This is a genomic window from Aliiroseovarius crassostreae, from assembly GCF_001307765.1.
GTDB lineage: Bacteria > Pseudomonadota > Alphaproteobacteria > Rhodobacterales > Rhodobacteraceae > Aliiroseovarius > Aliiroseovarius crassostreae.
In genome coordinates, this window is the sequence record NZ_LKBA01000019.1 from 593,393 (window position 1) to 617,141 (window position 23,749).

20 protein-coding genes, 1 tRNA gene and 7 pseudogenes are annotated in these 23,749 nt (G+C 55.1%); 13 read left to right on the forward strand and 15 right to left on the reverse strand.

Features of this window, described 5'->3' with window-relative positions:
- Positions 1–204: 204 nt before the first annotated feature.
- Positions 205–385: pseudogene (locus AKJ29_RS19490) on the forward strand (IS5/IS1182 family transposase); the annotation flags it as partial.
- Positions 386–690: 305 nt separating this feature from the next.
- Here the strand turns inward: AKJ29_RS19490 and AKJ29_RS20640 are convergent.
- A pseudogene (locus tag AKJ29_RS20640) lies at positions 691–1,378 on the reverse strand (integrase core domain-containing protein).
- Between the two features lie 339 nt (positions 1,379–1,717).
- The gene (locus AKJ29_RS19505) at positions 1,718–2,461 is read right to left on the reverse strand and encodes a hypothetical protein (RefSeq protein WP_139231539.1); all 744 of its coding nucleotides are present in this window, start codon (positions 2,459–2,461) and stop codon (positions 1,718–1,720) included.
- A gap of 525 nt (positions 2,462–2,986) precedes the next feature.
- On the opposite strand from AKJ29_RS19505, the pseudogene AKJ29_RS15595 reads away from it, so the two are divergent.
- From AKJ29_RS15595 to AKJ29_RS15605, 4 genes and pseudogenes are all read left to right on the forward strand, one after another.
- Positions 2,987–3,698: pseudogene (locus AKJ29_RS15595) on the forward strand (IS3 family transposase); the annotation flags it as partial.
- A 382-nt stretch (positions 3,699–4,080) separates the two neighbouring features.
- Positions 4,081–4,263 (forward strand): annotated as a pseudogene (locus AKJ29_RS19010) (DUF455 family protein); the annotation flags it as partial.
- Positions 4,264–4,457: 194 nt separating this feature from the next.
- A complete protein-coding gene (locus tag AKJ29_RS15600) occupies positions 4,458–5,771 on the forward strand; it encodes a M23 family metallopeptidase (RefSeq protein ID WP_235477610.1) in 1,314 nt (437 codons plus the stop codon).
- On the forward strand, positions 5,761–6,264 hold the full coding sequence (locus AKJ29_RS15605) for a bactofilin family protein (RefSeq protein WP_055192374.1): 504 nt from the start codon (positions 5,761–5,763) through the stop codon (positions 6,262–6,264). Before AKJ29_RS15600 ends, AKJ29_RS15605 begins: the two co-directional genes overlap by 11 nt.
- Positions 6,265–6,383: 119 nt before the next feature.
- On the opposite strand, the gene AKJ29_RS15610 is transcribed toward AKJ29_RS15605, so the two are convergent.
- From AKJ29_RS15610 to AKJ29_RS15635, 7 genes are all read right to left on the reverse strand, one after another.
- Positions 6,384–7,172 (reverse strand): DUF2189 domain-containing protein, encoded by a 789-nt coding sequence (locus AKJ29_RS15610; protein ID WP_055192376.1) that lies wholly within the window; start codon positions 7,170–7,172, stop codon positions 6,384–6,386.
- A 203-nt stretch (positions 7,173–7,375) separates the two neighbouring features.
- Positions 7,376–7,873, reverse strand: coding sequence for an SWIM zinc finger family protein (locus tag AKJ29_RS19510; RefSeq protein WP_139231503.1), 498 nt, complete (start codon positions 7,871–7,873; stop codon positions 7,376–7,378).
- Between the two features lie 102 nt (positions 7,874–7,975).
- Positions 7,976–9,103, reverse strand: coding sequence for a peptide chain release factor 2 (gene prfB, locus AKJ29_RS15615; protein WP_055192501.1), 1,128 nt, complete (start codon positions 9,101–9,103; stop codon positions 7,976–7,978).
- A gap of 158 nt (positions 9,104–9,261) precedes the next feature.
- Entirely contained in the window at positions 9,262–10,410 is a 1,149-nt protein-coding gene (locus AKJ29_RS15620) for an ABC transporter ATP-binding protein (RefSeq protein WP_235477611.1), read from the reverse strand.
- Positions 10,407–11,540 carry an ABC transporter permease subunit gene (locus AKJ29_RS15625; protein ID WP_055192378.1) on the reverse strand — a complete coding sequence of 378 codons (1,134 nt, stop codon included), beginning with the start codon at positions 11,538–11,540 and terminating at the stop codon, positions 10,407–10,409. Before AKJ29_RS15625 ends, AKJ29_RS15620 begins: the two co-directional genes overlap by 4 nt.
- Positions 11,540–12,532 (reverse strand): carbohydrate ABC transporter permease, encoded by a 993-nt coding sequence (locus AKJ29_RS15630; RefSeq protein WP_055192379.1) that lies wholly within the window; start codon positions 12,530–12,532, stop codon positions 11,540–11,542. Before AKJ29_RS15630 ends, AKJ29_RS15625 begins: the two co-directional genes overlap by 1 nt.
- A 54-nt stretch (positions 12,533–12,586) precedes the next feature.
- The gene (locus AKJ29_RS15635) at positions 12,587–13,942 is read right to left on the reverse strand and encodes an ABC transporter substrate-binding protein (RefSeq protein ID WP_055192381.1); all 1,356 of its coding nucleotides are present in this window, start codon (positions 13,940–13,942) and stop codon (positions 12,587–12,589) included.
- A gap of 389 nt (positions 13,943–14,331) precedes the next feature.
- On the opposite strand from AKJ29_RS15635, the gene AKJ29_RS15640 reads away from it, so the two are divergent.
- Genes AKJ29_RS15640 through AKJ29_RS15670 form a run of 7 tightly spaced genes read left to right on the forward strand, consistent with a single transcriptional unit; the run spans position 14,332 to position 19,364 of the window.
- On the forward strand, positions 14,332–14,613 hold the full coding sequence (locus AKJ29_RS15640) for an STAS domain-containing protein (RefSeq protein ID WP_055192383.1): 282 nt from the start codon (positions 14,332–14,334) through the stop codon (positions 14,611–14,613).
- Position 14,614: 1 nt separating this feature from the next.
- Entirely contained in the window at positions 14,615–14,977 is a 363-nt protein-coding gene (locus tag AKJ29_RS15645) for a response regulator (RefSeq protein ID WP_055192385.1), read from the forward strand.
- Between the two features lie 5 nt (positions 14,978–14,982).
- Positions 14,983–17,211 (forward strand): chemotaxis protein CheA, encoded by a 2,229-nt coding sequence (locus AKJ29_RS15650; protein ID WP_082392633.1) that lies wholly within the window; start codon positions 14,983–14,985, stop codon positions 17,209–17,211.
- 4 nt (positions 17,212–17,215) lie between these two features.
- Positions 17,216–17,695, forward strand: a complete 480-nt coding sequence (locus AKJ29_RS15655) for a chemotaxis protein CheW (RefSeq protein WP_055192504.1) — start codon at positions 17,216–17,218, stop codon at positions 17,693–17,695.
- Positions 17,692–18,591, forward strand: coding sequence for a CheR family methyltransferase (locus AKJ29_RS19015; protein WP_074963813.1), 900 nt, complete (start codon positions 17,692–17,694; stop codon positions 18,589–18,591). The genes AKJ29_RS15655 and AKJ29_RS19015 overlap by 4 nt, the downstream gene beginning before the upstream one ends.
- A complete protein-coding gene (locus tag AKJ29_RS15665; protein ID WP_055192389.1) occupies positions 18,592–18,978 on the forward strand; it encodes a response regulator in 387 nt (128 codons plus the stop codon).
- 11 nt (positions 18,979–18,989) lie between these two features.
- On the forward strand, positions 18,990–19,364 hold the full coding sequence (locus AKJ29_RS15670; RefSeq protein ID WP_055192391.1) for a hypothetical protein: 375 nt from the start codon (positions 18,990–18,992) through the stop codon (positions 19,362–19,364).
- 67 nt (positions 19,365–19,431) lie between these two features.
- Here AKJ29_RS15670 and AKJ29_RS15675 read toward each other — a convergent pair.
- Positions 19,432–20,100: pseudogene (locus tag AKJ29_RS15675) on the reverse strand (IS3 family transposase); the annotation flags it as partial.
- Between the two features lie 686 nt (positions 20,101–20,786).
- Between AKJ29_RS15675 and AKJ29_RS19755 the strand changes: the two are divergent.
- Positions 20,787–20,951 (forward strand): hypothetical protein, encoded by a 165-nt coding sequence (locus AKJ29_RS19755; protein ID WP_161805458.1) that lies wholly within the window; start codon positions 20,787–20,789, stop codon positions 20,949–20,951.
- A 69-nt stretch (positions 20,952–21,020) separates the two neighbouring features.
- Here the strand turns inward: AKJ29_RS19755 and AKJ29_RS15685 are convergent, their stop codons facing one another.
- The 5 genes and pseudogenes from AKJ29_RS15685 to AKJ29_RS15705 form a co-directional block, all read right to left on the reverse strand.
- The gene (locus tag AKJ29_RS15685; RefSeq protein ID WP_139231511.1) at positions 21,021–21,398 is read right to left on the reverse strand and encodes a hypothetical protein; all 378 of its coding nucleotides are present in this window, start codon (positions 21,396–21,398) and stop codon (positions 21,021–21,023) included.
- 368 nt (positions 21,399–21,766) lie between these two features.
- Positions 21,767–21,841 (reverse strand) — tRNA-Asn (locus AKJ29_RS15690).
- A gap of 303 nt (positions 21,842–22,144) precedes the next feature.
- Positions 22,145–22,622, reverse strand: a pseudogene (locus tag AKJ29_RS19515) (transposase); the annotation flags it as partial.
- A 46-nt stretch (positions 22,623–22,668) separates the two neighbouring features.
- Positions 22,669–23,392: pseudogene (locus tag AKJ29_RS19025) on the reverse strand (IS5 family transposase).
- A 47-nt stretch (positions 23,393–23,439) separates the two neighbouring features.
- Positions 23,440–23,745, reverse strand: coding sequence for an IS3 family transposase (locus tag AKJ29_RS15705; protein WP_082392634.1), 306 nt, complete (start codon positions 23,743–23,745; stop codon positions 23,440–23,442).
- Positions 23,746–23,749 lie beyond the last annotated feature (4 nt).

A 23,749-nucleotide genomic window follows, 5' to 3' on the forward strand; every position in this document is an offset into this window, starting at 1 on the left:
ACTATATTTTAAAGCGTTTCGATTTTAACCTGACACAGGGCAAAACCGAAACGCGGCAAGAGATATCAATGTCGTGGGCGTTTCGGAATAAATATGTGTCTCAAGTTTATCCCAAAACGCTTTAGGGTCCTGACCTTAGAGTCGAAACGCTTTACTCGGGCATCGCTTCCAAAATGGAGCGGTGACGTGAGCGATCTTTTCTGGTTGATCGACGCGACCCTCCTGAAGGCACACCGCACAGCCTCCAGCCCGGGGCTGAAAAAAGGGGGGGCGGGCGCTGCTGGAGGATCTGCCGCCGGCCAAACACTTGCTCGCTGATCGCGGTTACGATGCCGACTGGTATCGCAAAGCGCTTGAAGACAAAGGGATCAAGCCCTGCATCCCATCGTTATGTTAGTTATCACATAGTTTAATAAGGTCCATTTCAAAGGTTTGATACCGGAAGAGGCTGTAAGTCCCGAGATGCTCCGTGATGATCCTGACGGCGAATATTTGGCCGGATTTCTCGGATCAGCGTTTCTGTTGCCTCTTGGTCCAAGCATGAATGGTGCTCGTGCCAATGCGACGCGGCTCAGGAAAATGCTTCGCCACCTCTTGTGCTATCTGAACGTATGTCAGGCGGTCAATACGCGCAAGAACGTGGGCAGTCTGGACTTGTCCCGGTTTAGTTCCGGACCAAGAGCTCTCATGTTAAGCGGCTTTCCGTTCGAAAGTCACGGGGCTTTTGTATCCAAGGGCTGAGTGCCGTCGGCGTGGGTTGTAAAAACCGTTGATGTACTGGAACAGCGCCAGTTCGTATTGCCGGCGAATGTACCAGGGTTGCGGCCAGGCCAGCTCGGCCCTCAGTGTTTTGAAGCAGGTCTCAAGGGCAGCGTTGTCATAGCAATTTCCCTTGCCGCCCATCGAGACCTTGAAGCCGCGCTGTTTCAGCGGCTTCTGGTCCTCATGCGAACAATATTGGCTGCCGCGGTCGGTGTGATGGATGCAGCCTTTCGGGGGGGCAGATTGATCGCCATGAACGGTAGCCACGATCGGTTACTCCAGGCAGGCCAGCAGAGCTGGCGCTGGCTGAGTTTACCGTCGTACTGGTCGATGAATGCGACCCTCACGTCTTTTGCCTCGCGAAAAGGCCGTGGCCTTTTTTAGCACGCCCCTCTCCTCCTTCAGGATGTGGTTCTCCCGTCGAAGCCGTTCATTCTCCCGTGCCAGATCCTGATCGGGCCCGGAAACAACCGCTTCTTCGTCAAAGGATGTGATCCATTTGTTCAGCGTTGAAAGGCCCCCCAAAATCCGCAGAAACCTGTCGCCGCGTCAGGCCGCGCATCAGAGCGATACGCACCGCATCCCGCTTGAACTCTTCACTGTGTCCGTTTGCCATAGTTCAAGGCAATATTGCTCTCAAAGGGCCGGAACTAAACCGGGACAAGTCCACTACAAACTGGCCTGCTTTTCCTCCGCCACAGTGGCAGGGTTTTACCCTGCCGTTGACATGCGGCGAGAATAGCTTGCTCATCTTCTGATAAACCATCCGCTCCACGAGATCCTTGAAAAATACCGGATAAAGTGTCGCCAATTGGGTTTATGATATTGTTGGGTATCCAGCTGCCGACACCGCTAACTGCATTGCCGATCCCTTCCGCTATCGAACTTATCGCATTTCCGATACTTTCAGCGACTGAGCTGATTGCATCGGATACCCCACCCCAAAAACTCATGATTATAATCCCCTTGAAAGGTTGCCACCGATGCTAGGCCCGTCATCATAAAATTCGCTCACACCAAGCGCGAGATTATGTGAATATTGAAAAACATTAACCGGATGAGAAAATCGTGATCTGGCATTGCGCCTTACCCATTCACGTTCCGCGTCATTTATTGGCGCGCGGTTGGTTCTCACTCGATAACCAATAACGCGGCCCCGATAGTCATAACCCACAGATACTTCAGCCTGGTAAGCGACCTCTGAAAGGGTCGCTTCAGCTATCACATGCTTTTTAAATCCGAGTGAGGTGCGATCTGCACGGTACCTATTATGCACTTCTTCTGAAACTTGCTCCAAGGTTAAATCCTGCGCAGCGGTTACACATTCCCCGGAACGACACCCTGGAAATCTCACACGCCACGCATCGCCATGCCTAGTGATTTGGTCAAAATATATGTCAACTGCAGGCAGCCCAGTATCCTCAAACTGAGCCAGGAAATCGCGGATAACAGTCTGAGGGCTATCACCACGCCTGACACCCATAAGCGCGTATCCCGGCGAACGCACCACAGCGCGCCTGGTGATAGAGGATGTTAAACGATAGTCAGGCATCCTGCGTAACACCATTGCTTGAAACTGCGCGTCTGTTTCTAAGCGTGGATCATATGACGATTGACCAGAGGCGCAGCTTGCCAAACCGAAAACGCTAACGGGGAGTAGTGACATTAAGGTGCGCCTATTGAGGTTGGAAGCGGCCATCCGTAATTCTCCATATCTTTGATGTAGGGGCAAGCCCCTTGTCAAGGTAAGGATTTCCATGGCTGAAGTGTCACATCAGCTGATGGCGCTACGTTTTGAACCGTAATTATTGGTGCCGTCCGAACCTAAAACGGCGGTTTTTGTCACGTACAATCGGAGCGTGAGAATGGCGGAGCAGTACTCGGCCACGGTAGCGGCGGCATAGTGTTGTCGCGGGCGGCGTAAAAGTCGGCCACTTTTGCCCTTTCGGATTTCGGGAGGGTTTGGGGATATTCCCCGTGGATTTATATTTGAAGGTTCGTCCCGCTCACTTTGAAGAAGGGTTGAGCGGACGCCGGATTGCCCGGGATTTTGGGATCAGCCGGGACAGAGGTGGTCGCGGAAATTTGGGCCAGTCGTTAAGGTGGATCGCATGACGAAAGTGATGATCCAAAATGAAGAAAAGAAAGAACCATTCGCCCGAGTTCAAGGCCAAGGTTGCGCTTGAGGCGATCCGCGAAGAAATGACGTTGGCTGAGCTGTCCAAGAAGTACGGCGTCCAACATGAAACGTAATGGGCATCAATGTGGTCGGCACCGTGTACGACGGTTAATGCGTCTGATGCGTTTGGTTCCGATCTATCAGGAACCAAACGCCAGCAAGAAGCATCCACAGCATAAGGTCTGGCCATACTTGCTGCGCAACATGGTGATTGATCGTCCGAACCAAGCCTGGTGCGCGGATATTGCTTACATACCCCCTCTCGGCAGATTTGCCCTGCAAATCGCCTGCCGGGCAATGGATGCGGCGCGGGTTTTTGTACCTTATCGCCATTATGGATTGGCACAGCCGCAAAGTGTTGAGCTGGCAGCTATCGAACAGCATGGACGCAGATTTTTGCGTGGAGGCTCTGAAAGAGGCTTTGGCCAATCACGGCACACCGGAAATCTTCAACAGTGACCAAGGCAGCCAGTTCACCAGTGGCGCATGGATCGACGTGTTGGTGGACGCAAAGATAAAGATCAGCATGGATGGGAAAGGCGCTTGGCGTAACAACCGGATGATCGAGCGACTGTGGCGCTCGTTGAAGTACGAATGCGTCTATCTGAATGCCTTTGAGACAGGCTCAGAAATGCGCACCGGGATCGGCAAGTGGCTGAGCTACTATAATTCCGAACGCCCGCACTCGACACACAGCTTATTGACCCCCGATGAAGCCTATGCAAGCAAAACACAGCCGATGAAAATAGCAGCCTAATGAACCCCTGATCCACCTTAAACCGGCTGCAAACTGGTCTAAAATTTAGGACAACCTCTTTGCTCTTTGTTAACAGAACCCCCGGCAGTAGTTGAACTTGGCAATGCCTACCAAAACTGACAGCAGAAAAGTTCGATCTTGGGCATTAACCAAGCAAAATCGAACTGTAGGACTAGGGTCATTAACCTTTGAATGAGCGCTCATACAGTCTGACTTGAGGCCAAAGTCTTCGCGGACATTGCCCCAAAGCCCCCTAAAACTTCCTATTTTTCTACGGAACTTTTAAACTAGGAAGTACTGCATCAAGCTAAGCACTTAATTTTAAATGATTTCCACACACATGGTCGTTCGCGCGGCATAGTTTGATAGGTATAATGACGTCCTCTGTGGCCGCCATGATCTTGATCCCAAAAACACGTTTCACGGGTTGGTCCGCCGTTACTTCCATGGCGCGCTCAAACCACCTTTCAACGAAGAGAAGCGGGCCGAAGCCGGCTTGCCCCCCGACTTCTACTGGCCGCTTGCCGAAGAGACACCGAAACGTGCAGGGGGCACGCCCCCATAACCACAGACCCACCCGGGATCGGATCGGCGGCATCCTGCCCGGATTGCGACATAACTGCCTTGGGGGGCAAAATTTCTTGCACCAACGCCGGTCGCACGGTAATCCCTTTCCGAACATTTAACGGGCCACGCGAAAAAGGTCCGAAAATGCCGGGGAATGGGAAGCCTCAACCGGGGCGAAAAGCGAGGTCTGTCTTGAAGACACGTCTGATCGACAAAATGAATCACGGGCTGGAGCGTTTCTTTCCGGAGCAGCGCCTGTTCCTGCGATCGGATGATGGCACCCGGTTTATTCGCCTGACCCCCATGACCCAGCTGATCGGCTGGACCGGCTCAACCCTGTTTGTCGCATGGTCCATTATCGCCACCGCCGTGTTCCTGATGGACAGTATCGGTTCGGGCAACCTGCGCGATCAGGCCGAACGCGACAAGCAGCTTTATGAAAAGCGCCTGCAAAGCCTGTCAGCCGAACGTGACACCCGGGCGGAAGAGGCCGCGGCAGCCCAGGCACGTTTCAGCGAGGCGCTCACGGAAATCTCGGACATGCAAAGCGAGCTTCTGGCCTCGGAAGAACGCCTGCGCGAACTGGAAACCGGTATTGGCGTCATCCAGGGCACCCTGCGCCGCACCCTGAGCGAACGGGATGATGCGCGCGACAGCCTCGAAGCAATGATTGCCGAGAAAGCCGGTGAAGAACAAAAGGCCTCACCGCTTCCGAAACAGGCGCGTGACACCCTGACATTCCTGACAGCCGCCCTCGAAAACACCGCGGTCGAACGGGATCTGCTGGCAGAGCAATCCCTTGAAGCGCAGCAATACGCTCAGGAAATGTTCTATGAAAGCCGTCTGCGCGACGAGCGCAACGACCAGATTTTCCGCCAGCTTGAAGATGCGGTCTCGGTCTCGATGGAACCGATGGACAAGATGTTCCGCCAATCCGGCATGTCAGTGGATCAAATCCTGAGCCAGATCAAACGTGGCTATTCCGGCCAAGGTGGGCCAATGACGCCGCTGATCCTCTCGACCCGTGGCGGCGAACCCGATGCCGATGCCACGCGCGCCAACGAGATCCTGAGCCGGCTGGATCAGATGAACCTTTACCGCATTGCGGCACAGAAAATGCCCTTCGACATGCCGGTGAAATCCGGTTTCCGCTTCACCTCCGGGTTTGGGCGGCGCTGGGGACGCATGCATAATGGCACCGATTTTGCAGCCCCGATCGGCACACCGATCTATGCACCGGCCGATGGGGTCGTCACCTTTGCCGGCTGGAGCTCGGGATATGGCCGTCTGGTCAAGATCCAGCATGAGTTCGGAATTGAAACCAGATATGCGCATCAATCTGCCATTCGGGTGAAAAAGGGCCAAAGGGTATCGCGCGGCGACAGAATCGGTGATATTGGAAACTCTGGGCGGTCCACCGGACCACATCTGCACTACGAAGTGCGAGTCGGCGGCAAGCCCATCAACCCGATGATCTACATCAAGGCAGGACGAGATGTTTTCTAAATCCAGGATCAATGAACCGGGCCCCAAGGCCGGCGACACCGACGCAAAAGCAGCCGCCCCCGAAAAGCCCGCCATTCCGACCCCTGCAGCCCCTCCGGCCGCAGCCCCCAAGGCAAAACCGCCTGCATCCACCCTGTCCTCGGACATCGTCATCAAGGGTGACGTCCGCTCGACCGGCGATATCATTATCGAAGGCACCGTCGAAGGGGATATTCGCGCCCATCAGCTGACGGTTGGCGAAGGTGCCACGGTCAAGGGCGAAGTGGTTGGTGACGATGTGGTCATCAATGGCCGGATCATCGGCCGCCTGCGCGGGTTGAAAGTGCGCCTGACCTCGACCGCACGTGTCGAAGGCGACATTATTCACAAGACCATCGCCATCGAAAGCGGCGCGCATTTCGAGGGATCCGTGCAGCGTCAGGATGATCCGCTGTCCAAAGGCGCCAAGCCGATCCCATCGGCCCCTGTGGCCCCGGCGGCTCCGAAAGAATAAGAGCGCTCTACACATGTAGAAAGGCCGCCCCGGGGCGGCCTTTGGCGTTGCAGGCAGATGCCTTTTCTTAAAGCCTTGCCAGATATTGTTGGATCACAGCAATACCTGGAAACGCCCCCTCAGCCCTCAAAACTCATGGTGCGACGGTAAAGATGCCAGGTGGCATGGCCCAGCACCGGCAGCGCGATGAAGAGTCCAAAAAACAGCGGCAGCATCCCCAGCAGTGTGACCACCGTCACGATCCCTCCCCAAAAAACCATCGGCACAAGGTTTTGCATGACCGCCTGAAAAGAGTGAATCATCGCCGAGATAAAATCCATTTCACGGTCCAGCAACATCGGCAGGCTGCACACGGTGATCGAGAACGCCACAAAGGCCATGGCGCCCCCCACCAGCGTTCCCACCGCCAGCATGGAAATCCCGTTTCGGTTCAGCAGCGCGTCCTGCCAGTTCGAAGTGATATTGGTCATGGGCTGCAACCCCATGAACAGCATGAACACAATATGCGCGACAAAGATCCAGAACAGGAACCCCATGATCAGCACCATGGCAATCGACGGAAATTGCCTGTCTTTCTGGTTGACGACAGACCCGAGGATCTGGGCCCAATCCAGCTCGTCCCCCTGCTCCAACCGGCGGCTGACCTCGTAAAGCCCAACCGCGAGAAACGGCGCGAGGAAGGGAAATCCGAACGCGACGGGGATGATCCAGTAGCTTTGCCCCATCACCTCAAACTCAAGATAAAGAACAATTCCACCCAGCACATAAAACAGCGCAAAGAAAAGACCAAAGGCCGGGGCACGCCTGAAATCGGTCCAACCATTCCTGAGCGCCGCCATCACGTCAGAGATTGTGATCTGGTTAATCGTTGGGGGCGCAGAAGCCTCCAGTTCCGTTGCATCCGTCATTCTTTCTCCCTGCGTTTTTTCTTTATCTCGCGCGTGGTTACGAGTGTTACGAGGGAATGGCGTTCCGTCAAGTTCCTGAACATGTGAATTTGTTGCAATGGATATAAAAAAAGGGGCCGCGAGGGCCAGCCCCTGACGGTATATGTTGAAAATGCGGCCGCTGTTGGCCGCATTTTTGCTTAGCAGGCTAAATGAATGTCTAATCAATCATCGAGAACGCGGCCAAGAGCCTTCTTCGCAGCCGTTACGCTCTTCTTCAGAGTAGCCATTTTCAGTTCGATGGCCGATAGATCATTCATTGCCTTCTCGACATCGGTTCCGCTCAAGAGAGTCGGCATGCGAGCAATGCTCTCGACATCACCTCCTGTGACACCTCCATCGCGGCCCTGGAGGATACCAAGGCGGTGTTTACAAGCTGTCCGCTTCTGCCCTGCGGGACAAGTGCAAGTGCACGTTAGATTTGTTCCTTCTCGAACAACGCTCACGTGGTAGATTTCCCCGGTGGATGATGAAGCTACTTCAAAAGAAAACTGTTCTGCCATCAATTCTTCCTTGCCTAATAGTTTGCTGAATAGAGATAGCTCATTTCGCCCGAGAGGAGAAAGCTTCTTCTGTAGTTCACTCGGCCGGCCATCGAAAAAATCTTCGAGACATCCTTTGGAAAGCCTTGCCTTTGGAAGCCGACTAAGTGCTTGTTTCATTGAAAGAAGCTGGCCGAGAAATGGCCAGCCGAATATTTTATCAACATTTACCGTCAGGGGCTGGGCCGCGAGGGCCCCCTTTGCAAAGATCCGCCACCCCGATCAGTCGGTAGCGTTCGCTTCGGCACGAGATTTCCCCGCAACGTCCTGGGCCAGAACAGCGGCCATGAAGGCATCCAGATCCCCATCCAGAACCCCTTTCGTGTCCGAGGTTTCGTGGCCGGTGCGCAGGTCTTTGACCATCTGATAGGGCTGCAGGACATAGGAACGGATCTGGTTGCCCCATCCCGCGTCCCCTTTGTTTTCATGCGCTTCGTTGATGGCAGCGTTCCGCCGGTCCAGTTCCATCTGATAAAGGCGCGATTTCAGCGCCTTCATGGCAATGTCCCGGTTCTGGTGCTGGGATTTTTCCGAACTGGTGGTCACGATCCCCGTCGGGATGTGGGTGATCCGCACCGCCGAATCCGTGGTGTTCACGTGCTGCCCCCCCGCACCGGATGAGCGGTAGGTGTCGATGCGAATGTCAGAGGGGTTGACCTCAATCTCGATATTGTCATCCACCACGGGATAGACCCAGACCGAGCTGAAGGACGTATGACGTTTCGCAGCTGAATCGTAGGGCGAAATCCGAACCAGGCGGTGCACACCGCTTTCCGATTTCAGCCAGCCATAGGCATTGTGGCCGGAAATCTTGTAGGCGGCGGACTTGATCCCGGCTTCATCGCCCGCACTTTCCGATTGCAGTTCGACCTTGTAACCATGCGCTTCGGCCCAGCGGACATACATACGCGCCAGCATCGACGCCCAGTCGCAGCTTTCCGTGCCGCCAGCACCTGCATTGATCTCAAGAAACGTATCGTTGCCGTCAGCTTCACCATCCAGAAGCGCCTCAAGCTCAGCCGCAGCAGCCTTTTCGACCAGCGCCCGCAGACCGGCTTCTGCCTCTGAGACAACCTCGTCATCCTCTTCCATTTCGCCCAGTTCAATCAGGTCAATATTGTCCTGCATGTCCTGCGCCATGGATTTATAGCTGTTCACCGCATCCAGAAGCGTCTGACGGTCCCGCATCAGTTTCTGCGCCCGCTCCGGATCGTTCCACAGGTCGGGATCTTCGGTCATCGCATTGAACTCTTCCAGCCGGTGCTCTGCTGTTTCCCAGCCGATCCGCTCGCGCAGGAGGGCCAGAGATTTCTCGATGGCATCTACGTTTTTCTGAGCTTCTGCCCGCATGGGTTCATCCTCTGTTTCAATTCCGTTCCCCGCAATAGCAATCAGCGGGGCGTTGGGCAAGTTGTGATCCGGGGAAGGATCAGGGGAAGGATGGAATATTTCATCCGGTGTTTGAGCGGCGCGGGCGCGAGAGGGGCCCTGCCCCTTGCACTGCGTGCTCACCCCGGGATATTTCTGTCCAGAAAATGAGAAGGCCCGGGCAGCGCGCGGCCATTGTGAAAGAGATGCAGCTTTTGCGGCTGGATTGAAAGCGACACCCGCCGAGAGCGCAGCCCTGTGTGATCACCGGGCAGTTTGGCGACGATCTTGGGCGTATCGGCGTTTTCTATGGCGAGATGGACATGGCTGACATCCCCAAGAGCTTCGACCCGCTCCACCGAGGCGCTCAGAAGGTCGGGTTCGGGAGACAGGGCGATATGTTCAGGACGCACGCCAAGTGTCACGAAGGCGCCTTCCAGATCCGGGCTGGAGGGCATAGGGGCGCGCACCGCACCGCCCCCGGCAAGTGTGACCTCGGTGTCTGCCCCTGTCCGGCTGATCTGCGCAGGCAGCATGTTCATCTCGGGACTGCCGATGAACTGCGCCACAAACTCGGTTTGCGGGTGGTCATAAAGCTCCATCGGTGTCCCGATCTGAGCAATCCCCTGATCAGAAAGCACTGCAATCCGGTCCGCCAGTGTCATGGCTTCGATCTGGTCATGGGTCACATAAATCATCGTGCTCTCGGGCATCTCGGCCTTGAGTCGGGCAATTTCGCTCCGCATGGAGACCCGAAGCGATGCATCGAGATTGGAAAGTGGTTCGTCAAACAGGTAAAGTTTCGGATCGCGCACCATTGCGCGGCCAATTGCAACCCGCTGCTGCTGGCCACCGGACAATGTTCTGGGCAGGCGATCCAGATATGGCGAGAGGCGCAGGCGCTCGGCGATCCCATGGACCTTGGCCTTGATTTCGGGCTTTGGGTACCTGGCGATTTTGAGCGCATAGGCCATGTTATCAAACACGCTCATATGCGGATAAAGCGCATAGTTCTGAAACACCATGGCCACTCTGCGGGCGTTGGGCGCAACGCAGCCCACCTCCTTGCCCGCGATATGGATGTCACCATGGGTGGGCTTTTCCAGACCGGCAATGAGGCGCAAAAGCGTGGACTTACCGCAGCCCGATGGGCCGACCACCACAAGCAGTTCCCCCCGGCGCAGCTCAAGATCCAGATTGCGCAGCACGCTGACGGATCCGAAGGATTTTGAAAGGCCCGAAATTTTCAGCCCGATCTGTTCATGTTCCCTGCCCTGCATGTTGGTCATTCTCTTGCCGCCGCCCCGCTCAGAAGGCCGTGAATGAAACAACGTTGCAAGACGAAAAAGACCAAAAGCGGCACGATCATCGAGACGAAAGCGGAGGCGGCCAGCAATTCCCATTCGCCGCCATGTGTCCCCATCATCTCAACGATCCGGCCCGTCATCACAAGATGCTCCTCTCCCGCACCCAAAAACACGCGGGCCACCAAAAGATCGTTCCAGACCCAGAGGAACTGAAAGATCGACAGGCCTGCCAGCGCGGGGAATATCAGCGGCAGGACTATCGTGTGAAAAATCCGCAATTCCCCCGCCCCATCAAGGCGCGCGGCTTCGATCAGCTCGGCCGGCAGCCGTGCCATCGCGGCGCGCAGCAGAAAGATGGCGAAGGGCAGGCCAAACCCGGTATGGGCCAGCCAGATCCCCGGATAGGATTTCCCCAGACCCGATTGATTGTAAAGGGACAGAAGCGGGATGAACGCGACCTGAAGCGGCACCACCAGCAACCCGACAATGCTGGCCAGAAGAAGTGGCCGACCGGGCAACTCCATCCAGGTCAGCGCATAGGCCGCAAATGCGGCAATCAGCACGGGCAAAATGGTGGATGGCAGCGTGACGGTGAGCGTATTGACAAAACTTTGCCCCATGCCTTCGGCGCGCAGCACCTTGAGATAGTTTTGTGCCGTGAATTGCGGCGGGGTTACGACCACGACAAAGATCCGCTGCGGCTTCAATCCCTCCGGCCGTTCCGGGTAGGTGATGACAAAATCACCGCTCTCCTCAACCCGGACCTGATACCCGGAGCGATGGAAAGCCACCTGCCCGGCGCGCATGGCCGACGGGGCCGCGGCGATCAGGCCGAACCGCAGCACCCTGCCCTGCTTTCCATTGAGGAGATTGCCCGTCAGCACCCAGTCCTCCCCCTGTCGGATCGCCCCCTCTGGCGCAGGTGCGCGCAGTTTCAGGACCTGTTCAGAAGGCTGCAGCGCCGTCCACCACCCGCTTGCCGATACCGCATCCCGATCCCGAAATGAGCTGACCAGCAGCCCGAGTGTCGGCATGATCCACAAAAGGACCAGCAGAACCGCGACAGAATTTGCGACCCAACGCAGGGGAGTATGATGCGACACACCTCTCATCAGCGCGACGCGCGGCCCGTGGATCGGATCATCCAGACCATCACAGGTGTCACCAGAAGCATGATCACCACGGCAACCGCAGACGCCCGCCCCGGATCGGCCGCCCGAAACATCCAGTCATACATGAGATTGGCCAGAACCTGTGTGCCCCATTGCCCATTGGTCATTGCAAAGACAATATCGAAGACCTTCAGCACCGTCACCGTGATGGTGGTCCAGACCACTGCAATCATTCCCCGGATCTGTGGCAGCTGGATCTGCACAAAGATCCGAAACGTCCCTGCACCGTCAAGACGGGCGGCCTCCTGCGTATCCGAGGGAAGCGTTTTCAGCGCGGCAGACAGGACCACCATCGCAAATCCGGTCTGGATCCAGATCAGAATGGCCATCAGAAAAAATGTGTTCCAGATGGGCGTGGCAATCCAGGCCTGCGGCGCACCACCGGCGCCCGTGACGATGGCATTCAACAGGCCGATCTGGTCGCCCTGCCCTGCCCCTCGATAGGCATAAACAAATTTCCAGATCACCGCCGCGCTGACGAAACTGATCACCATGGGCATGAAAATCAGGCTCTGAACGACACCTCCCCAACGGATCCGGTTTGTCACCCCTGCCAACACAAGGCCAAGCGCGGTCGAAACTGCGGGGACAACCATCAGCCACAGAATGTTGTTGCCGAGGCTTTCACGAAACTTGTCGTCCCGCGCAAGCCAGACATAGTTGTCACCCCCCACCCAGTTGCCGCCTACATCCATCACGGACAGGCGCAATGTCTGGAATACGGGGTAGACAAGGTAGATCAACAGCAACCCCAGCGCGGGCAGCAGAAATAACCATGGGCGGATCAGACCGCCCCAGCGCAAGTTGCGGCGCGCGTTTTTACCTCTGCCGGGCAGGCAGCAGTCCAGAACAAAGTTCGACAAGAAGAAATACCCTGCACAGACAGACAGGCTGATCACGATCAGACCAGTTACGGCAAAGATCTGCGCCATGTCTTCCTTTCCACATGCCGGTGCTGCCCTGGGCGCCCCAAGGGGACGGGCGGATTATTTGAGTGTATCCCAGGTCTTCTGAATGTCACGCGCCACAAATGCGGCCTCCTTACCGCTGGCATAGTCGATCATGCCGGTCCAGAACGCCCCCGCCCCGATCGCGGCGGGCATCAGGTCGGAACCGTCAAAGCGAAACGTATCCGCATGAAGCAGAATATCGTTCATCTTGGCCAGGGTGGGATCGGTGTAAACACTTGTATTCACGCCTTTATGCGGGGTCAGAAAGCTTTTCTGCGCCATCCAGACCTCATGCGCGATTGGCGTTTTCAGAAACTCCATGAAAGCCTGCGCCGCAGGGCTGTCTTTCGTGATCACCCATAGAGAACCGGACCCAAGCACTGGCTTGCCCAGATCTTTGTCCGCAAAAGCCGGGAAATAGAAGAAATCAGCGTCCAGCCCAACTTCGACACTGTCAGGGAAAAAACTCGGGATAAAGCTGGCCTGACGATGCAGGTAGCATTGGGGTGGCGCGGCAAACAAGCCTTGAGGGCTGTCGCGAAAATCGGTGGTGGCCACCGCCTGCGCGCCCCCGGCAACATAGGCATCATTGCGCGCGATCCGGCCAAATGCCTCGATCGCGCTTACCACTTTCGGATCGTCAAAGCGCATATCATTGCGCACCCAGGCGTCATAGTCCTCGGGTGAAAAACTGCGCAGCATGAAATCTTCGACCCAATCGGTTGCCGGCCATCCGGTGGCCCCGGCAGAACCAAGACCGATGCACCATGGGGTGCCCCCATCCGCCACAATCTGATCCGTAAGGGCGATCAGCTCCTCCATCGACCCCGGCACGGAATAGCCTGCCTCCTCAAAGTTTTCCGGCACATACCAGACCAGGGACTTCACATCGACCTTATAGACAAACCCGTAAAGTGCCGGTGCTCCCTGCGGTCCCCGAAAGGTGCCAAGATCCACCCAGCTTTGACCGGCCGCATAGTTTTCAAGCGTCCAGGTGACCGTGTCCTCAGACAGTGGGGTCAGCTTTCCCCGCGCGGCAAACTGCTCAACCAGACCCGGCTGAAACAACATGGCGATGTTGGGGGGGCTCCCCGCTTCGATATCGATCACGATCTGCTGTTCGATGCTGTCAGATCCCGCATAGCGCACATCCGCCCCGGTTGCCTGTTCGAAATAGGCAATCACATTTTCCAGCATTGCCTGATCCGGGCCAAGCCAGCCCCCTGAAATGGTCAGAACCTCTCCCGACAGATCCAAATCGCTCAAGGCATGATAACTGTCCCAGGAAAAAGCCCCACTGCCCGGTGGAAAGATCAACGCTTCTGCAGCGCGGGCGGTTCCGCCCCCCAAACAGATCGACGCAACAGCCCCTGCAACAAGAACCTGCCTCATATACCCTCCAAGCCCATCAACTGGCACATATTTGCCCGAGATTGGCCCCGGACAAACCATGGCCTGCCAGTGCCGACCAGTGCCGACCAGTGATCAAAACTCGCGCGCCTCACTCTTCTTGTCAATGTATTGCGCGCAAGTTTTACAACCAGAGCAAATACCCTACCCCCCCCTGCCTTCCCGGCCCTGAACCCCTTGCGCAGAACACGGCCACGTTGCGCAACAGGCGAGTGGAAACTGATCGCGATACGGCCGGGGGCTGCTCTTCGCGGGAAATTGCTGTTGTCGTAAGCCATTTTTTAACTCCCACTGTTTTACATCTGTTTCAACTGGAACAGAAAAGGGCGAATTGTGACACAGATTTGCACCCATGCTGCGGGGGCCCCGACATGAGCGACACAACACTTTCCCTTGACCCAAAGCTCGACTTGCGCGCTGCAGCCCCGCTAAAGGACGCCATTTTAGAACTGCGCGGACAGGACCTGACCTTGGACGCAGCTGGGGTTACCCATCTGGGCGCACTTGGCCTGCAGGTCATTCGTGCCGCAGCCAAAACATGGGCTGCCGACGGGAAAACGCTGGATCTGATCAACGCCTCAAACGAGTGCGAAGACCAAATGATCCTGCTGGGCTTTTCTTCAAAGACGATTTGCCAATGGGAGGCCGTGTAACATGCAAGTTCTGGCAGTGGATGACAGTCGCACAATGCGGGATATGCTCAAACTGACCCTGAAAAGCCAGGGGATAGACGCCCATCTTGCGGAAGATGGAATGCATGGGCTTGAGGTGCTTGAGGATATTGCCCCGCCCGATGCGATCATCACCGATATCAATATGCCCCGCCTTGACGGATTTGGCTTCATTGATGCCGTGCGTGCGCAGGACAGGTTCAAGGCAATCCCCATTCTTGTACTGACCACCGAAAGCGCAGAAGACATGAAATCACGTGCCCGCTCAGCCGGAGCCACCGGCTGGATCGTCAAACCCTTTGACCCTGACAAACTTGTCAAAGCTCTCAAAATGGTAGCGGGGTAAGGCACATGTCGGATCCGATGGCTGAAATCAAGGCTTCCTTTTTCATCGAATGTGAAGAACTCCTGGAAGGTCTGCAGGATGGTTTGCAGGAAATGGATGACGGGCAGTCAGACAGCGAGACGGTCAATGTTGTTTTCCGTGCAGTTCATTCAATCAAAGGCGGCGCCGGCGCCTTTGGATTGGACAACTTGGTAGAATTCGCCCACCATTTCGAAACCGCATTGGACGAGGTTCGCACAGGCAAACTCATCGCCGACCAGAATGTGCTCAAGCTCTTTTTCCAATGCAGCGATCTTTTGGCTGACCTTATCCGTGAAGCGCGCGATGGCGACCCCCACGAGGTAAGTCGAACCGCACCCGCAGTCGCCAATCTTTCCAAACTGGTGGGAGACACAGCTTCGCAACAGGAAGAAGACGTTGATTTCCAGCCCATGGCGCTGTCCCTGGATCTGTCTTCGTTTGAAACAGCTGACCCAGCGTCTCCCACACCCGGCTATCAAATAACTTTCAACCCAGAAAATGAGCTTTACGCACTTGGAAATGAACCCCTTTTCCTGCTCCGGGCCCTTCGCGATCTGGGCGATATTGAGGTATCGTGTGAGAGTGACGGCCTCCCAAGCCTTGAAGATCTCGATCCCGAAACAGGGCACATGACCTGGAAGATCAAACTGGAAACGTCAGAGGCCGAAACAGCCGTCACCGAAGTTTTTGAGTTCGTTGAAGGCATCTGCATCCTGGAAGTCTCAACCCTGGATGCCCCCCTCTCATCTCTCTGCAATGACCTGCCGCCATTTGAAAACCTGACCACTGGTGGCAACCCGCCATTTCCAGACCTCCCTCCACTGCCCGCAGCACTTTCAACATCCGAAAGTTTCTCAATGCCCCAGGAGCCCCCAGAGGAGCAAAAGTCCGCCACAGACGGCGACCAGACTGCACCGGTTTCTCCTCCAACAGCTGAACCTAAGCGCCCCTCCCCGGTTACCCTTCCGAAGGGCCCCACAAAGCCCGCGTCTGGCAGCACAACCCCGCGGGCAACGGTGCGGGTCGATCTCGAACGCATTGACCGGTTGGTCAATCTGGTTGGAGAAATTGTGATCAATCAAGCAATGCTGACACAAAGTGTCGAAGAAGCTGGGCTGCCCCCAAATTCAACAGTGCGCACTGGTCTCGAAGAGTTCCTGCAATTGACCCGCGACATCCAGGAAAGCGTGATGATGATTAGGGCGCAGCCCGTCAAATCTCTCTTTCAACGCATGGGGCGTATTGTCCGTGAAGCATCAGCCGCGATTGGGAAGGATGTCCGCCTCAACACGGATGGTGAGAATACAGAGGTTGATAAGACGGTCATCGAGCGGCTGGCTGATCCCTTGACGCACATGATCCGAAATGCAGTCGATCATGGTCTGGAAGAGAACAGGGACCGCGAAGCTCGTGGGAAACCCTCTCAAGGACAAGTTTCACTGTCTGCGACCCATCGGTCTGGCCGTGTGGTCATAGAAGTCTCTGATGACGGGGCCGGCATCAACCGCGAAAAGGTTCATAAACTCGCGGTAGAGAAAGGCTTGGTTCCCGCAGATCTGCAGCTCACGGAAAGCGAAATTGACAACCTTCTGTTTTTACCAGGGTTTTCGACGGCCTCCGAGGTTTCCAACCTTTCGGGGCGCGGTGTCGGAATGGACGTTGTCCGCAGTGCCATCCAGGCACTGGGGGGGAGGATCTCGATTTCCTCCGAACAAGGTAAAGGAACAACCTTCTCCATTTCGCTCCCCCTAACTCTTGCAGTTTTGGACGGCATGATCGTCACCGTGGCGAAGGAAACCCTGGTTGTCCCTCTAAATTCCATCTTGGAAACACTCACTCTTACGGGTCCTGATCTGAAAGAGTTTGGCCCGGAAACACAAGTGGTGAACATCCGAAACACATTCGTCCCGCTACTCGATCTGGGTGCAGAACTTGGTTATCGCGAGCCATTGGACAGCTACACGGGCACCGTAGCATTGCTCATCACACAAGAGGATGGCTCGCGTGCAGCCCTAGTGGTCGATGCAATTGACGATCAGCGTCAGGTTGTCATCAAGGGGCTGCAAGACAGCTATGGCCGTGTTCCAGGAATTGCGGCCGCAACGATCCTCGGCGACGGCAAAATTGCACTGATCCTCGACCCGGTCGACCTTGTTTCCAAAGCCAGTGGACGTACGCGCCCAGCCTCCACCCATGCCACAATCGCAGGATGACCCCATGACTGAAGCTACAAAAAACCTCGACACCCATAGCGATGGCAGCGAAATTGAGCTCCTATCATTTCTGGTCGGCGGACAAGACTATTCAGTCGATATCATGAGTGTTCGCGAAATTCGCGGCGGCGCACAGGCAACCTCCCTACCCCATGCCCCAAACTATGTGAAAGGGGTAATCAATCTTCGAGGGACAGTGCTGCCTATTGTGGATTTGGCAAAGCGACTTGGCATGCATGAAGACAAAAACACCGAGCGCAATGTTATTATTGTCGTAGCAATCGGTGAGCGCACCGTTGGCTTGGTTGTCGATGCCGTATCAGACATCCTGGCAATTTCCGAACAGGACATGCAGCCCCCCCCTGAGATGCGTGCAGACCAGAAGCGCAACTTTGTTTCCGCGCTTACAATTGTGGAAGATCGCATGATCCGCATCCTTGATCTCAATGCGGTGCTTCCAGAAACCAACGAGGAAGCCGCGTGACTGTTGAGCATCATCATAGCACACAGAATCTCTCGGGGCCGACACTGGACGAGCATTCCTTTCAACGCATCGTCAAATTTGCTTACGAGACCGCCGGGTTATCAATTTCCTCAAGCAAGACGGCAATGGTCCGTACAAGATTGGCCCGACGCCTCAGGGATCTCAACTTCAATAGTTTTTGTGACTACTGCGACTACTTCTTAAGCTCTGGAGGAATGCAAGAAAGATCTGAACTAATCTCAGCACTCACCACCAACGTGTCGTACTTTTTCCGCGAAAAACATCACTTTGATATCCTTTCTCATGAGGTGATCCCCTCCCTCATACAATCCGATTGTGCGCAAGAACCCATTCGATTTTGGTCGGCCGGCTGTTCGAACGGACAGGAGCCGCTTTCTTTGGCAATCACACTTCGAGAAAGTGGATTAGCTAACCGCGCCCAAAATCTCAAAATTTTGGCCACTGATATTGACCCCCGCGTCATCCGCTTTGCCCAGTCATCAGAGTATTCAGAAAGAATGATGGAAGGCGTGCCACATCATCTGGCCGAAAAATACTTTTCCCGGGTCAGTCAAAACAAGAACCACGATTTGGTTTGGAAAAGCAAAAGTACAATTTTGGACCTGATTTCTTATCGCCAACTAAACCTCCTAGAACGCTGGCCCATGAAAGGAAAGTTTGACGTTATATTTTGCCGAAACGTCGTGATCTATTTCGATCAGAAAACTCAGGATATCCTGTGGGAAAAATTCGCCAACGCTCTTCGGCCGGGCGGGTGGCTATTTCTTGGGCACTCAGAACGGATCTCGGACAGCCACCAAAACAAATTCAGAACATTTGGCACCACAGCATATCGTTTGCAAAACGAAATGCATCCTTCAAAAAGGCAGGATTAAATGGCACTTAGAGATCAACTGCGAATAATTGTTGTGGATGACATGTCCACAAGTCGCGGTATCATTACCCAAGCTCTGGAAGCATTTGGTGTGAGACAGATTGAGACTGCAAGCGACGGTCAGGATGCTTTGCAGAAAATTTCTACATGGCCGGTCCATCTGGTCATCTCAGACATGAACATGCCAGGGATGAACGGTTTGCAATTGCTTCATGCTCTTCGCTCGACACCCCAGACAAGGGGGGTAGGTTTCTTGCTGATTACAGGCAAGGCAGATCGGGAAATAATTGAGTATGGCAAAAAACTCGGCATGAACAATTTCGTAAAAAAGCCTTTCCAGCTAGATCAGCTTCGCGGCGCAATTGAAGCAATTGTTGGCAGGCTGTGAGGGGCTGAGCTATGGGAATAGATACACCACCTCATCACCCTAACAAGCTTGTAATACAAGAGACTTTGTCTGCAGCATCTACAGAACTCTGCACGCTGGCAGCCTTGAGCAAAGAAATTCAGTGGGCCATCTCATCACTGTTGGAAAAAGCTCAGCACCCCGATCTTTTTGTCGAACTCCAGATATTACAAGATATTGATCGACTACAGCAAACCTTGGTTGATCTCGGGAACATGATGCGCGTTTTGAGTGCTAACTCCGCATTAGCTTCAATAGATAGGGAAACGTTGATGCAAACTGTTCAACTTGAGAGTTTAAAAGCTAGGCTATTCGTCAGAGAAAACACTGTTTGTGAACAATCGGATGGCGAGGTAACTTGGTTATAAACCGTTCGCCTCATTAATTAACCGTGAGCTGGACCTGTCGCGCTTTCGTGCCGCGCCAAGTGCTCGTTTAAGCCAGCTTCCGTTCGAATGCCACGGGGCTTTTCCAGCCCAGTGCTGAGTGACGGCGGCGCGGATTATAGAACCCGTTGATGCATTCAAAGATCGCCATCTCAGCCTGCCGTCGTGTTTCCCATGACCGTCGCCAGATCAGTTCGGCCTTGTTGGTTTTGAAGAACATCTCGACGGCTGCATTGTCATAACAATTTCCTTTTCCGCTCATGGAGACTTTGAAGCCATGCTGGCGCAGGATTTTCTGATAGTCATGCGAACAGTATTGGCTGCCGCGATCGCTGTGGAAGATGCAGCCTTTCGGCGGAGTCCTGAATGCTACCGCCATCTTCAACGCCCGGATCGCCAAATCGCGCTTCATGCGATTGCTGACTGCCCAGCCGATCACACGTCGAGAATGCAGGCCCAGAACGACGGCCAGGTAAAGCCAACCCTCGCGGGTCCAGATATAGCTGATATCGCCCGCCCATTTCTGGTTGGGTCGCTCCGCTGTGAAGTCACGCTCCAGCAGGTTTGGCGCGATGTTGAACGTGTGATCGCTGTCTGTGGTCGCCTTGAACTTGCGTGTTCTCTCAACGGTAATCCCGTTTTCGCGCATCAAGCGACCGACGCGCCGGTGCCCGACATCGACACCGACGTCCTTCAGTTCCTCGGTCATTCGCGGCCTGGCCGTCACCGGGATCAGCCACAGGCCACGTTGCAGAACCAAAGCGGGCTGGTGTTCCGTCTCCGCACGCACTTCGTCACCACGCCAGAACGCTGATGATTGCTGCAGGCGTTCCATATACCGAAGGGGCGCTTCTGTTGGGTCAACGGCTTCCAGGTGCCTCTGGTGGGTATGTGCATCAGACGCATTTGGTTGAAGCCCTTCGGCCCCATTCTCAAACTTTTGAAGATTTGGTTTTGGCCAAGGCCGGTGTTGCGTGAATGATGGCGCGATGCCTTAACACGTTGGCATATCAAGACCTTGCAAGCTGATAACCTGATTTCATCGCTGTCCATTTGGACGCATCTGGATATTGGAGTTATCAGCATGAGCAACCCACAAACTGACACCCCTTGGATGACAACCGAGGTCGCTGCCACATACCTTTCGGTCTCGCCTGGCACCATGCACAATTGGCGTAGCAACGGCACTGGTCCTTCTTACAGAACCGTTGTCTCGTCGCAGACGTGGATTGCCGCCATGACGTAGTGGGGCAGCGGCTCGAACTCGAAGCGAAGGCGCAGGAAGTCGAGAAAGACTTCCTCGAAACACGGAGTTTGAACTGGCTGTTTTTCCACGGGACTCACTTTCGGGGACAAAGGGCAGGCCAACACGGCGCAACCCAGAACCATTCGAAAGGTAATACCATGAATGAAAAGCTTAAAGCGGCTATGAGAGCATTGCGGAACGCAGGTGCACGCGACGGCAGTGAGGTGCATTGGAAGGACGCTGACACGGATCAGATTCACACCTACCGGCTTGTGTTCATCGAAGATGAAAACCAGCCCCAATGGGTCGAGGTGATCGCATGACCTCCGAACCCAGCGAGACGCTGAATTCTCAAGCGGTCGGCTTTGAGTGAACCGACCGGAAACGCTGCTTCAGGCAGCAAGAAGGTAGTCAGAGAGCGGCTGCCCAGGGGCGCAGTCGATACGATACAGAAGGTCGGTGAGTGCCTCGGTCAGTAGGCAAATCTCTTCGACATAAGGATCGCTGGGATCCAGATCCGCAAAGTATGCCGCCTCGATACGATTTTCGTCGTGCACGTAGTATAGAGAAAGCAGCTTGTGCAGTTCGACGATGCCGCGCTGGAGACGGCGTGTCATCGCATTGGCGCTACGAATTTCATCCAGCAGGGATTGGGTGCGTTTCAACGCAAACTGTCCTGCCAGGACGAGCGATGCGCTCTGCAGCGCCTGATCGTGCTGGTAGGTAAAGTTCTGGACTTCGCGGAGCGGGTTCAGGGAAAAAATGCACATGGGAATCCTCCTGTGCTATGCCAACCAACCGAGCGTGACTGGCTTCAAGAGCGCCTTTCTTCTCCTTTCCGGCACTTGGTTTTGATGTGATCATGCTTTGGGGTTTTCGCGGGGTTCATCATGACGCCCCAGAAAACCGCAAACCTGATCATGTGAGCTTGATGTTTTCCACGCCTAAGAACAGAAGCGTAGAAAGGGGTAGTATGGCGCTTATTTGATGCGGTCTTTTTTACGATTTGACGCATCTGCCCCCAGTTGCCGAAATCTGTTTGGTTCGTGGAACCGATGAGCAAAAGATAAGAGAGGCAATTTGGGGACAAAGTTCACACAAAAAAGCCCTCAAGTCATTGTGACTTAAGGGCTTTTTATGGCTCCGGCGGTAGGGATCGAACCTACGACCAATTGATTAACAGTCAACTGCTCTACCGCTGAGCTACGCCGGAACTGAGCCGGTGTATAGCTTTCGCCGTTTCCCGCTGCAAGAGGGGAAATTCACTTTATTTCGAAAATTATTCAAGCCCGAGATTGAGTCCCGCTGGAGAAAGGGGAACCGGGATTTGGGTTATATTGTCAGTGGTTATCAGCTTGATTTCCGGGCCGATCACATCCGTGCGAACCAAGCCTAGCTTGGCGATAAGGGCCAGACGGATCCCGAGCCCCCATTACGCGACGGGATCGTCAAAGGCAACCGCCTACACGGTACTCCCCGATTGTTGGACAAGATTTGGCGTAAGTTAAGCTACTCTTTACTCCTGCTGATCGGGTTGGTTGTCGTCTTTTCTCAGCCAATAGACCACGGCCAGGGGTTTGCCGCCAAGGGCGGAATGAGGGCGCTTGCGGTTGTAGAACTTGATCCATCTGCCGAGAGGGGAGATGCGGACGCCGGATCGGCGCAGCTGGTCGGTCCAGACAAAGGACGTGAACTGCGAACCCTGATCGGTGTTCATGATCTCTGGCGGGCCGAAGCGGGCGATAGCCTCCTTCAGTGCCTCGTACCGTTGCCCGACAGGCGATTTGCTACGCAAATCTGCCGAGAGGGGCAGAACTCGGCCTCCAGCGTATTCGAGATGCGCCAAGCCAACACCTTGCGCGTGTGCCAATCCATGATCGCCACCAGATACAGGACCCTACGCCGCATCGGCAAGTATAGGTGATGCCCCCTGCCCAGACCTGGTTCAGGCGTGTCACGTGTAGCCCCCTGAGCAGATAGGGGTAGGTCTTGTGCCCCTTCGCGGCCCTGCCCCCTCTTGCACATGCTTAGGGCGTAGACTCATAAGAGCCAAATGACTGTTGCGGCGATGTGGGCTGCTACCAAGAAGGTTTGTTGGCATCGAAATGTTCGCAGGCTGAGTTGTCGCCAGTCCTTCAGTCGGTTGAACATGCGCTCGACGATGTTGCGGGTTTTGGAGAGGTCTGCGTCATATTCGAATTGCATTTTGCGGTTCTTTCGAGGCGGGATGCAGGCGGTTGCCTTGGCGTCGCTCAGCCAGTCGCGCAGGTGATTTGCGTCGCAACCTCGGTCTGCAATGACGGTGGTTCCCCTGGCAACATATGGCTCAAGGCATTGAGTCGCATGGGTAATATCGGCTCGATGCCTGCGGTCAGATGCAGCTTTGAATTCAACCCGCCTTTTGTCTTGCCGATATCCCGTCCTTCGCCGGTGTTTTTTTGGCACCATTGGCTGCGATGCGATGCGTTTTGACATGGCTGGCGTCGATCATCAGCGTGGAAAGATCTGCCGTCTCCCGCACCAAAGTTTCGAACACATGCTCGAAAACGCCTGCTTCAGACCAGCGTTTGTAGCGGTTGTAGAGCGTCTTGGCGGGGCCATATTCCGGCGGCACATCGGACCAGCGATAGCCTCGCTGAATGCAGAAAATGATGCCCGATAACACGCGCCGGTCGTCGACACGCGGAACACCGCGCGGCGTATTGGGCAGCAAGGGCCTGATTTTATTGTACTGTTCTTCGGTGAGCCAGAAATGCGACGACATGAAACCTCCCAGATTTCACATCTTGAATCACATCAGCGTTTATAGGTCTACGCCCTAGCATGTGCGAGAGGGCAGCGGGTGTTGGGCTTCTGGTAGACCGGCATGAGGCCCATCAACCGCATGAGCCGACATATGCGTTTCTCATTCACCAGATGGCCTTCGTTGCGCAGATGCCAGGTCATTTGCTGGACCCCGAAGAATGGCGTTTCCAGGAACTGCTCATCGATCTGGCGCATCAGCATCAGGTTCAGCGCCGTCTCGCCCTTGGGCCGATAGTAGAACGACGACCGCGAGATCGACAGCAGCTTGCACTGCTTGCCGATCGACAGATCGCGATTGGCAGGCTCAACCATCGAG